The sequence below is a fragment of the Alkalihalobacillus bogoriensis ATCC BAA-922 genome (assembly GCF_000621445.1).
GTDB classification, from domain to species: domain Bacteria; phylum Bacillota; class Bacilli; order Bacillales; family Bacillaceae_F; genus Bacillus_AO; species Bacillus_AO bogoriense.
Genome location: NZ_JHYI01000010.1, coordinates 299,188 through 310,690 on the forward strand (window position 1 = coordinate 299,188; position 11,503 = coordinate 310,690).

Sequence of the window (11,503 nt, forward strand, 5' to 3'; positions counted from 1 at the left end):
ACAATCTCCTATTCTTTTGTTTCTAACGGTTGCAGTCGAGCTTCGATCATTTCACGTTTATCTTCAAAATATGGAGGTAATGATAATTTCTCACCTAAATGTTCAAAATCTTCATCTCCTTCAAAGCCTGGTCCATCAGTTGCTAATTCAAATAAAATACCATTTGGTTCTCTAAAATATAATGAGCGGAAATAATAACGTTCAACAAAACCAGAATTCGGGATTGATAATTGATTTAAAAGGTCCACCCATTTATAAAGTTCATCTTGGTCCTCGACTCGGAATGCAACGTGATGGACACTTCCCCTTCCTTGTCGCTCTCTTTTAAGATCTGCTCTTTCTTCTAAAAGAATTTCTGCACCTGTGCCTCCTTCACCTGTTTCAAAAACTCGAATTTCGGATTGACCTGACGTTGTTGAAGGAAAACTTCTCGTTTCTTTAAAACCAAGAATGTCTGTTAACACTCTCGCCGTTATTTCAGGACGACTTACCGTAAGTTGAACAGGCCCGAGACCATAAATTGCATGTTCAACTGGAATAGGGCTTTTATCCCATGGTTTCCCTCCAGCTACACCTGAATTATGCTCATCAGACACTAATGCGAGTCGTTGGCCTTCTGGATCACGAAATGACAATGTTGCTCGACCAGTTCTCGTTGAAATTTCATCATGGTCCACTTTCAACTCAACGAAACGAGTTTTCCAATATGCTAGTGCCTTATCATTTTGAACTCGTAATGAAGTTAGCGTAATGCTGTTTGTTCCATGATAAGTTGACCCTGCGATCGGGAATTCAAAAAACGTTAAATCCGTCCCTGGATTTCCTCTTTCATCCGCATAAAACAGATGGTAGACCGAAACATCATCTTGGTTTACCGTTTTTTTGACTAAGCGTAATCCAAGCACTTTTGTATAAAAATCATAATTTTTTTTTGCACTACCAGTAATGGCAGAAACGTGATGAATTCCTTTCAAAGCTTTTCTATCCATAAATATGTCCTCTTTTCTGTCTATTTTCGATAGTAGTATTCCCTTATGCCTCTTTCCATTCGTTCAACTTTTTTTATACAATAAATTCGAGGGTGTCTACACTATTGCTCAGACACCCTCATTTATCTTATTTTTTAAGTAATGCGGCTACTTCTACTGTACGTTTTGCTTGATATTTTGCTGCTTCTTGAACGTCTTCTACCATATTTCCTTCTTGGTCAACTGTCACACTTGTTCCATAAGGATTACCCCCTGCAGCAAAAGTAACTGGGTCTGAATAACCAGGTGCGACAACAATAGCACCCCAATGATACATCGTAGTATACAAGCTTAAAATAGTTGCCTCTTGTCCTCCGTGTGCATTAGAAGCGGATGACATTGCACTCACTGCTTTGTTTACTAATTTGCCATTAAACCATAGTCCACCTGTCGTATCTAAAAATTGTTTCATTTGACCTGGCATATTCCCAAATCGCGTTGGCACGCTAAAGATAATCGCATCAGCCCATTCTAGATCGTCTAACGTTACTTCTGGAACATCTTTTGTTTCTTCCACGTGAGCTTTCCAACCTGGATTTGAATCAATAGCTGCTTGAGGTGCTAACTCAGGGACTTTGACTACTTTAACTTCTGCTCCTACTTCTTTTGCGCCTTCCTCTGCCCACTTTGCAAGTTGATAGTTTGTACCGGTTGAACTGTAATAAATGATAGCTAATTTTACATTTGACATTTCTTTCCACTCCTTTTTATTTTACAATATAAATTATCTTTACTTCAAGATAATTACCCAAAAAAATTAAAAGACAAACATCATCTTTTCTCATTTCAGTTTAATTATCTTGAATTCAAGATAATACGACAAAAATATCTTGAATTTAAGATAATTATATAAGGACTGTTAGGGCTTTGTCAAATCTTTTTTTTACACTGTTTTCTCATGAAGTTTGTTTTTCTTTCTCTATTAATACAATCTTTTCAAATAACTTTCCTTTAAGTTTTCCTTTATTATCTCTAGTGTTAATTCTTTCATTTTAATATGATCGACAAGTATTGCAGCTGCATTAGGTCGCTCTTCTTCCTGAATCCAGGAACTGCAATCCCACAATTTTGACCGCTTAAACGCTTTTGCACAATGGATAAAACATTCTTCAACTTCTACACCTATACCGAGCTGGGGAGATCTTCCGTTAACTGCCATTTTTTTCAATAACTTTGAGTCGTTTATAATATAAGCTTTTCCTGCTATTCTTAATGTTTCTTCAACGCCAGGTATTGTAAACAATAAGCCAATCTGAGGATTTGAGAGGATATTATGTATTGAATCCATCCTTTTATTTCCGGGTCTTTCTGGTAGAACAAGATGTTTGTTATCCAATACGAGCACAAATCCTCGTTCATCCCCCCTCGGAGAAGCATCACATTTTCCAGCTTTATTGGACGTAGAAAGAACGACAAAAGGTGATTTTTGGATAAAATCAATACAATGTTCATCTAATTCTGTTATTGTTTTATTTTGTACAGCTAGACTTGGTTTTCCGATGTTTAACTCTTCAAGGTGTTTTATTATTGAAATCTGATTTGAAAAAAAATGACTCATAATCACTCAACTCCATTTCCTTATTACAGTGTGTGTCCATGTGTTGTATGCGATGAGGAATTATTTCTTTTCGTTATCATATTGACTCCCATCACAACAGTTATAAGCTCTTCATTTGTCAAAACTTCAGATGAATTTACGAGTTTAAATGCTGGAGATTCAAAAAAACCATTTATTCTTTTAAAATGAGCTACAACTTCGCCCTTTTGATTGTTTATTTCATATTCCTTGGAAAATGCTTCTGAATGAATCGTATAGCATACTTGATTTTTCGTTAAATATTCAAATTTTTTCGAAAAAAATGTCATCCTTTGTCGCAATACACCTAATTCATTTTCGTTATAATCGACCACTTTCCACTTCGCAGAAAAAACAGGGAAAAATCCACTTGTTATCATCTCTCCTTCTAAATTCACGATATCAACCTTTGATGAAAAAGCACTTTTTAAATCAAGGCTTCCGATTTTTTCTTTTTTCTCATTATAAATATCTGTTAATCCAGCTGAAAAGAAATTGTCTTTAAAAAAAAGCTCATTTCCCACTGTAGCTCCTCCTCTACAAATTTCCAAAAGTTTACATAATATAATTATATATCACCTAAAAATAAAACAACAAGCATGAATGGCATATCGACATCTCCACTCATGCTTGTCTTCTTATGTATGATGCAACGTCCAAATAATATAGTGTTTTGTGAATTTACTCATCGTAATGATTTGCTCTTTATCATCTTGAACAAAAATTAGTGCTGAACCCATTTGATCCTCAAACTCCCATTCCCCTCCTTGCAATAGTAATGCAGGTACTTCATTATAACTCGTTTCTGAGGAACGGGACACATATTTCGTTTCTCTTGCATTTTCTGAAAAGGGAATGATTTCCTCGTCTGTTAATTCTAATTTTGCAATTCCTAAAGCGATCGATAATGGATTGCCTTCTTGAAAAAGGACAGGTGAATAATACAGGACAGAAGCAACCATAACAATTAATAATAGACAAATGGTTATATTCTTTTTTGACATCAAAACCTCTCCATTCAGTATGGGTTGTCCTAATTACATGTTTATACAAATCCTTTAAAAGAATGACAACATTTATTTTAAAATGATTGAACCGGGATTTCTATAAGATAAGAAGGGGTACTTGATAAAACTTCATTCACATTATAAACTTCTTGTTTTATTGGCAAAAGATCATACTTTGGTACGGATTCTAGTTCCACTACTTGAATATTGTTATTTTTAATATACTCTGCAACTTTTTCATACGCACTTGCAATGTCTTCCTCTTTTGGATGATGAAACTGAACATACTTACTAGCAGGTCTTTGCACGGACACCATTTCATTCGGAATATGATTAATATTATTCGTTTCAAAAAAACAGAAGTGAGTGAATCCATCTGGACGGTCATGGATAGATACACCAATGATAATAGACTCATCAATCTTTCCGACAATTTCTTTTTTCCTTTTTAATAATTCGGAAATCAAATTTCTAATTTCTCCATTTGCCGCTTCTTGATACGTTCCTGACCAATGAAAACCAATTCCACAAAAAGCTTGTTTCTCTATCTTTTCAATCACCAATAATCACCTCTAAATCGAAAAAATGGAACTTTACTTTAGTTTACCAAACAAAGGTTCAATCGTATAGAAAAAAATAAGTTACCTATCAACAGCTTGATAGGTAACTCTTTTTATAGCAATTTCCAAATACATTTGTTTTGCAAAACTCTGCTATGACTCCAACATTACTTAGAAAAGCTTTAAATAAATTTACCGTTTCGGAAATCAGCATATGCTTGATTAATTTCCTCTTCAGTATTCATGACAAACGGCCCTCTAGCGACAACTGGTTCGCGGACCGGTTGTCCAGCATACAAGAGAAGTCGCATTGGTTCTGAAGCAAATATATCTACTTCTGTATGTCCTTCTCCTTCTGTTTGCTCAAGAAGCAAAACATCCCCTTTTGTTCCTTCAACTTCATTTAAGCCAAATGTACCTGTTCCTTCAAGAATAACGAAAAATCCATTATAATGTTGAGGAATATCTTGAGCGAATGTAGCTCCTTTTTCTAATTTTATCTCAACCATTGTAATTGGTACATGGTTTTTTGTCTCAGATTGAACATCTCCAGAGTTTCCTGAAAACACTTTAACAATCACACCACGTTCAACCCTTATTGGCATTTTTTCCCCAAGCAAATTTTGATATCGTGGTTCTGTCATTTTTTTATCGCTCGGTAAATTTACCCAAAGCTGTAATGAGTGGACTGTTTCACCAACTGCTGGTTCCTCTGAGTGAATAACGCCCTTCCCTGCTGTCATCCATTGAGCATCCCCTGGATAAAGGGCTCCAGCTCCTCCTTTATTATCTTCATGCTCTAATTTCCCATCTATAACATAAGTAACAGTCTCCATTCCACGATGAGGGTGCGGTCCAAATGTTCCACGTTTAAAATAATCTTCTGCCATTAAAAGAAAGGGATCAAATTCTTCCCAATGACCTGGTTCAATCACAAATCCAGAAGAATGACTTTCATTATGCTTTTTTATATCGACGTTCCACACTCGTGAAATTTTTCGTTTTAACACTATAATCACTCTTTTCCGTTTTCTTTAGACTAATAGGAAGAAAATAAAAAGTCGAAGATTTTGCTCAAAAAAAGAAACGTACAGAATAACTGTACGTTTCTAGCCATTATATTTAATTATCTTCCGAATAATTGTTGCTGAGCTTGAGAAACTAAACGTTTTGTAATTTCTCCACCTACTGAACCATTAGCGCGAGAAGTTGCATCTGCACCAAGTTGTACACCGAATTCCTGTGCGATCTCATACTTCATTTGATCTAGAGCTTGCTCTACACCTTGAACTAGAAGTTGATTGTTGTTTCGTGCCATCTTGAAAAACCCCTCTCAATGATTTTTTTTGGTTACTAGCAGTTTCGAAATAGGAATTACTTAACAAATAATTGTTGTTGAGCTTGAGAAACTAAACGTTTTGTAATTTCTCCGCCAACAGAACCATTTGAACGAGAAGTTGCATCTGGACCAAGTTGTACACCGAATTCTTGCGCGATCTCATACTTCATTTGGTCTAGTGCTTGTTCCACACCTGAAACTAGAAGTTGATTGCTGTTTCGTGCCATCTTGTATCACCTCTCTTTATTAGATTACTTATAGTATGACAGGGATACCAATATTTTATTCAAATTTAAATGTAGGTATATGTTTCCATATATAATAAAAAAGATAAAGCAAAAAGAAGGGCAATTGTAACTCCATAGATGGAATTAAGATATTTTCCTCCTACATCAAAAACTTTATGATGAAATGACAATCGCTAGAATACAAAAAAAAGCCGAATAGACACGGCTTTTTTTAGAATTACAGTTTTGCAAAATCATCAACTAAGGAGTCAAAAAGTGAGAGGGCATGCTTAATGGTATCTGGTTTTGTTAAATCAACACCAGTTGCCTTTAATAACTCTAATGGATAATCAGAGCTTCCAGCCTTTAAAAAAGCAAGATACTGCTCTCTCGTTTTTTCTTCCCCTTCTAACAATTTATCCGCAACGGAAACAGCTGAAGCAAAACCTGTCGCATATTTATATACGTAAAAAGGACGATAAAAGTGAGGAATTCTCGACCATCCATACTTTACTTCTTCATCTAATACAAGTGTATCTCCGTGGTATTTCTTAAATATCGCTTCATATGTTTCATTAAAAACATGAACGTTAAGCGGTTCACCATCTTCCACTTTTTCATGAGTTGTTTTTTCAAATTCTGAAAACATTACTTGAGTGAAAAATGTCCCTTTAAAGCTATCGATAAAATGATTAAGTAAATATTTTTTCATATTCTTGTCATTTGTTGTTTTCAGCATATGTCGAATCAGTAGTACCTCATTGACCGTTGAAGCAACTTCTGCTACAAAGATAGAATAACCAGCTGAAATCTGTGGTTGGTACGTAGAACTGTAATAAGAATGCATTCCATGCCCACATTCATGGGTTAACGTAAACAAGCTGTCAATGTCATTTCTATGATTGAGTAAAATAAACGGATGAACACCATACACACCGATATTGTACGCACCTGAACGCTTTCCTGGCGTCTCCCATACATCAAGGTAACGCTTTTCTTTAAACGACTTTAAAATGTTGACATACTCATCACCTAAAGGAGTTAAACTTTCTAACATTTTTTTATATGCTTCGTCATATGGGATTTCTAATTTAACCCCTTCAACAAGTGGTGCATTTAAATCATAGGCTCGTAATTCATCCACTTCTAACCATTTTTTTCTTAAGTCCACATAACGATGAAGTGGCTCAAGGTGATCATTTGTCGTTTTAATTAACGTAGAGTAGACGTCTGTCGGAACATTATCACTGAAAAGGGCCTTGTGTAGGGCAGAAGGATAATGACGCATTTTAGACAATGTCACATTTGTCTTTATTGCCGAAGCTAGGGTCGATGCGATCGTATTTTGCATTTGAATATAAGGCTTATAATAAGCTTTATAAGCTTCTTTCCGTTTCATCCGATTTTCATCTTCTATTAATTTCGCATACATTCCCCTCGTTAATTCAACTTCTTCTCCACGTTCATTTGTAACCATACCAAATTTAATATCCGCATTATTCATCATACTAAACGTATGACTAGGGGAAGAAAGAGTTTCTCCTAATTGAGATAATACTTCTTCTTGCTCTTTTGCTAATACGTTTTTTTTATAACGATAGGATTCAAATAAATCGTCTTCAAAATATTGTAAGCCGGCTACTTCTGCAATGTAGCCCTTTAATGTTTCTTCTTTTAAACTCAATAAAAATGGCATAAAAAAAGAAGTTGCGGAATTAATTTTCACACTAACTTGCTTTGCACGGTCTAACAAAGCTTGAGAACCTGTATCTCTTGTGTCTACATCTACATGTAACATGGCGTACACATAAACCTTCTTAAAAATAAACGAAAGCTCTTCTTGTGTTGTTAAAAATTCAAATAAAGTTTGTGCGTTTGAAATATTATTATCATACGATTTTAATGTTTCGGCTAACTTTAATGATTGTTGCAAATCTTGTTCCCATTCTGTAGTCGATTCATAAAGATCGCTAAAATTCCACTTCTCTTGTTTTGGTATTTCTTCCCTGGATGAAAAAAACAATGTCCCACACTCCTCAAGTTCTTATTTTACTTATTAGTATTACCATATCAAACTTTCCATGAGCAAAAAAACCAAAAGGATGATCTCCTTTTGGTTTTTTCATTTTATTTTAAATGGATTTTTCCATTCCATTAATAACCCATAATTCAAAGATTCTTCATCCTTTAAATAATTAGGAACGAGTGCAACAGGTGTTCGCCCACATCGAAGTAAAAATGAAAGGACAGGGTCTTTTCTGTTTCCTGATAAGACAGCTTGAACGTATTGGTCCGCTGACATTTCCGTTGCTACTTTTTCGAATCCAGGCATTCGTCCACCACCTAACAGCCGATCGAGCTTTTTATATATGACAAGGTCATACATCGATTGCATTAACAGTTTCCCAATTTGTAGACGACGATAACCAGGTCTAACTCCAATATCAACAACGTAAAGAGTATTTCCATTAGGATTATGATTTCGAATATACCCTTTGTCTGTTATTTCTTCCCAAGTATGAAGGGGGTGTATTGGATCAAATGATACAAGTAACGTTGTCATCGAACCAATAACTTGGTCATTTATTTCAACACATAATGCCCCTTCTTGAAAAAGGGACACATGGTTGTGAATTTGTTGTTTATTCCATAGAAGTTCAGATGGAAAAGGAGGAGGAAAACTTTCTTGTTGTATCGTATATAAATCATCAAAATCATCAAGAGTATAATTCCGAACAATCGCTTTAACAGGAGTGTCATTTTCAAATACAAATACTTCTTTTCTATACATTCGTTTTCTCCTCCAGTTCCGTTATAAACCAATTAGTTCATTTTTTTTCGTTAATCTTTCCCAATCAGGATATAAATCGACTCTACGGTCACGCCACGTTGTAACAGACCCTTTTTCCCTAACTTCATATAATAACTGTAAATCCAAATCGGATGTAATAATCATATCATTATTAATATCGCCTTCCATCATAATTCCTTTTTGAGGGAAAGGGACATCATTAGGAGTTAAAATCGCAGCCTGACCATAATTCGCTCGCATAAAGTCTACCGTTGGCAAGGCACCTACTGTTCCTGTTGTCACTACATAAACTTGGTTTTCAATCGTTCTAGCTTGGCAAGAATAACGCACACGATAAAAGCCATGAGAATCATCAGTGCATGAAGGACAAAAAATAACATCTGCTCCCATCGCTTTCGCCATTCTCACAATTTCAGGAAATTCGATATCATAACATGTTAACACTGCAATTGTGCCTTTATCTGTTTGAAACACTTGTAATCCTTCACCAGGAGTAATATTCCATTCCTCTACTTCTGTTGGTGTAATATGCAACTTTGGTTGCTTTCCAATTCTACCATCAGGATAAAATAAATGAGCAACATTATATAAACGACCTTGTTCCTCAATGACATGAGTACCACCGATAATATGCATGCCCGTTTCCATCGCTAACTTTGTAAACAGAGTATAATACCATTGAGTATATTGTGGTAATTGCGAAATCGAAGGCTCTACTTGGTTCGCCTGTGGGATGGACATAAGTTGGGTCGTAATAAATTCCGGGAAAAGGATAAAGTCTGAATTAAATTCAGCTGCCGTCTTAACATAGTGGGTTACTTGGTTTTCGAACTCTTCAAAAGTAGCAATTGAATGTAGGTGATATTGTACGGCTGACACACGTAATTTCATTACGCCCCCTCCTTTATAGTAAAACAGTCTAAAAAGTATCGTACCATAAATTAAAGAAACGTCAATTGATATTAGCCTATTTTTCAATGTTTTTTTATCCCATTCATTTGCAGTTTCATCATGCTAGAAAAGAGGAAAAGGTTATCGCGGCATGCCATCGATAACCTAATTTTTTTAGTGAAATACAGTTATTCTTTCTAATGTATGACGATGATGTGGATACCCTTCTTCGGCTTTATGACCAACTGGGACCATCGCACAAATTTTTTCATGTTCTTTTAGTTGCAGCAGGCTTTTTATTTTAATTTGGTCAAATCCTAACATTGGTACTGAGGAATAACCAAGACCTTCCGCTGCCAGTAATAAAAACCCAAGTGCAATGTTTGTTTGTGTTAAGCCCCACTGGCCTCTTTCTTCTATAGTCATGGAACCAAAAAATGCCGATAAATTCGCTATTTCTTCTTTTTTCTTGTCTTCTGGTACTCCAGGATGAATCGTTTCTTCTATATGGGCAATTACATCTTCCATATCACTAACAACTAATATGACACAAGGAGCAGATGTTACTTGAGTTTGACCATAAGCCGCTTCTTGTAATTCTTGTTTCATCTTTGTGTCCATCACGGCATGAAAACGCCATGGTTGAAGATTCCAAGCACTCGGGGCTAATTTGGTTAACTGTATAATTTCCTCGATATCTGCTTTCGTTAATGTTTCTTCTTTAAATTTTCTAACACTATGCCTTGATTCAATCGCTTCTTGAACAGATAAGTTTTTATGAGTTGTTTGTGTGCTCATTTTCATTCCCCCTTTTCTTCTATAGTGTTTCCAGTCATTTTATAAAACTGTAAGGGAATTGTTTCGTTTTATTCCTCAATATCCTTCAAGAAATCTTTAGTTCTCATGCCAAATCTACGTAAATAAACAGTAGGTTCAACTTGTATATTGGCTTTCTTAAAAAACTCATCCCAATTGTCTTCCATTTCTTTAAAGGATTTCGGTTGTTGTCTGTACACATCTTCTCCAAAACCAAAAACATCAATTCCATATTGTTCCTGTACTTTTTGAACTGTTGCTTCAACTTTGTCTTTTATTTCTTGTCCAATTTGATTCTCATATGATTTGAATGTGTCTAAATCATCAACGATATCACTGCATTGGCTAGATTCTAATTCAGTTTCAACAATAAGGTCAATGATAATTTCTGGAGTTTCATTCTTCACATTAGCTTTTATGTTAGTCGTTGACTGACTCACTCGTACTCCTAAATAGCGTTCTTTGTCGTTTTCACATGGTACGCTTAATGTCGTATATGTTAAATCTTGTGTCCATAAATAATTGCGGGTCTCCTCCACCGTAAGAAAACCACTTAATTTATCTTCCTCAAAAAGAGCCATCCCATTTAATACAACGATGGCATCTAAGTCAACTTTTTTATTATTTTCAACTGATTTTCCTTTTTCTTCATTACCTTCAATTGTAACTGTTGCCATTATCGGATGTCTTCCTGAGGAGCTTACTGCCGAAATAAAATCGGTTAATCGTACATTCGGGTCTCCCCCCCACTCTGTAATCATTGTTTCTACTTGAGTATTTATTTTAACTGACGGAACTTCTTGTATTGGATATGTCGTCCCGATAATGTCTTTAGCTTTGACCCCTTTGGCCACAAGCATATTAAAGTCGTTTCTGAACTCAATATTCCGTTCTAAAAATTGCAAAAAAGGAGCTACCCCTTCTCTCGCCACTTCTTCACTCACAACTAATGTTTGCATATGCCCATAAATTGGTGTTCGTGTAATGCCAACATTCATTTTATGAGCTAATTCAGCTAATGTTTCTCCTTCAATTGAAAATAAGATTGCAGCTGTATCGCCTTGTGCTGTTTGCATCGATAATTCACTGGAATTAATCACTTCAATTGTAGCAAGATAATGTCCGTTCTCTCCTTTATCAATCGCAATCCCCGCAACAATCGATACTTCATTTAATTCTTGGCGGTCCCAACATCCACATAAACAAAATAGAACCATTAAAAAAATAAGGACATAGTTTGTTTTCAT

Annotated in this window: 14 protein-coding genes; all 14 read right to left on the reverse strand. The window is 35.4% G+C overall.

The genetic code is table 11. From position 1 onward, the window contains the following. Positions 1–8: 8 nt before the first annotated feature. Positions 9–989, reverse strand: a complete 981-nt coding sequence (locus tag T323_RS0103735; protein WP_026672076.1) for a ring-cleaving dioxygenase — start codon at positions 987–989, stop codon at positions 9–11. A gap of 127 nt (positions 990–1,116) precedes the next feature. Further along, positions 1,117–1,719, reverse strand: coding sequence for an NAD(P)H:quinone oxidoreductase (wrbA, locus tag T323_RS0103740; protein ID WP_026672077.1), 603 nt, complete (start codon positions 1,717–1,719; stop codon positions 1,117–1,119). Between the two features lie 231 nt (positions 1,720–1,950). Next, positions 1,951–2,586, reverse strand: a complete 636-nt coding sequence (locus tag T323_RS0103745; protein WP_026672078.1) for an MSMEG_1061 family FMN-dependent PPOX-type flavoprotein — start codon at positions 2,584–2,586, stop codon at positions 1,951–1,953. A gap of 23 nt (positions 2,587–2,609) precedes the next feature. After that, entirely contained in the window at positions 2,610–3,128 is a 519-nt protein-coding gene (locus tag T323_RS0103750) for a hypothetical protein (RefSeq protein WP_035177519.1), read from the reverse strand. A 114-nt stretch (positions 3,129–3,242) separates the two neighbouring features. After that, positions 3,243–3,608: a hypothetical protein gene (locus tag T323_RS0103755; protein WP_026672080.1), complete on the reverse strand. Its 366-nt coding sequence runs from the start codon at positions 3,606–3,608 to the stop codon at positions 3,243–3,245. A gap of 77 nt (positions 3,609–3,685) precedes the next feature. Further along, a complete protein-coding gene (locus T323_RS0103760) occupies positions 3,686–4,171 on the reverse strand; it encodes a GyrI-like domain-containing protein (RefSeq protein WP_026672081.1) in 486 nt (161 codons plus the stop codon). A 182-nt stretch (positions 4,172–4,353) separates the two neighbouring features. Continuing rightward, the gene (locus tag T323_RS0103765) at positions 4,354–5,184 is read right to left on the reverse strand and encodes a pirin family protein (RefSeq protein ID WP_026672082.1); all 831 of its coding nucleotides are present in this window, start codon (positions 5,182–5,184) and stop codon (positions 4,354–4,356) included. Between the two features lie 113 nt (positions 5,185–5,297). Next, positions 5,298–5,489, reverse strand: a complete 192-nt coding sequence (locus tag T323_RS0103770) for an alpha/beta-type small acid-soluble spore protein (RefSeq protein WP_026672083.1) — start codon at positions 5,487–5,489, stop codon at positions 5,298–5,300. A gap of 56 nt (positions 5,490–5,545) precedes the next feature. Continuing rightward, entirely contained in the window at positions 5,546–5,737 is a 192-nt protein-coding gene (locus T323_RS0103775) for an alpha/beta-type small acid-soluble spore protein (RefSeq protein ID WP_026672084.1), read from the reverse strand. Between the two features lie 238 nt (positions 5,738–5,975). Further along, positions 5,976–7,760, reverse strand: a complete 1,785-nt coding sequence (gene pepF, locus T323_RS0103780; protein WP_026672085.1) for an oligoendopeptidase F — start codon at positions 7,758–7,760, stop codon at positions 5,976–5,978. 99 nt (positions 7,761–7,859) lie between these two features. Further along, positions 7,860–8,528 carry a GNAT family N-acetyltransferase gene (locus T323_RS0103785; protein ID WP_026672086.1) on the reverse strand — a complete coding sequence of 223 codons (669 nt, stop codon included), beginning with the start codon at positions 8,526–8,528 and terminating at the stop codon, positions 7,860–7,862. 21 nt (positions 8,529–8,549) lie between these two features. Then, positions 8,550–9,440, reverse strand: coding sequence for a carbon-nitrogen hydrolase family protein (locus T323_RS0103790; RefSeq protein ID WP_026672087.1), 891 nt, complete (start codon positions 9,438–9,440; stop codon positions 8,550–8,552). Positions 9,441–9,614: 174 nt separating this feature from the next. Next, positions 9,615–10,238 carry a nitroreductase family protein gene (locus T323_RS0103795; protein WP_026672088.1) on the reverse strand — a complete coding sequence of 208 codons (624 nt, stop codon included), beginning with the start codon at positions 10,236–10,238 and terminating at the stop codon, positions 9,615–9,617. Positions 10,239–10,306: 68 nt separating this feature from the next. Continuing rightward, positions 10,307–11,503 (reverse strand): Ger(x)C family spore germination protein, encoded by a 1,197-nt coding sequence (locus T323_RS0103800; RefSeq protein ID WP_035177522.1) that lies wholly within the window; start codon positions 11,501–11,503, stop codon positions 10,307–10,309.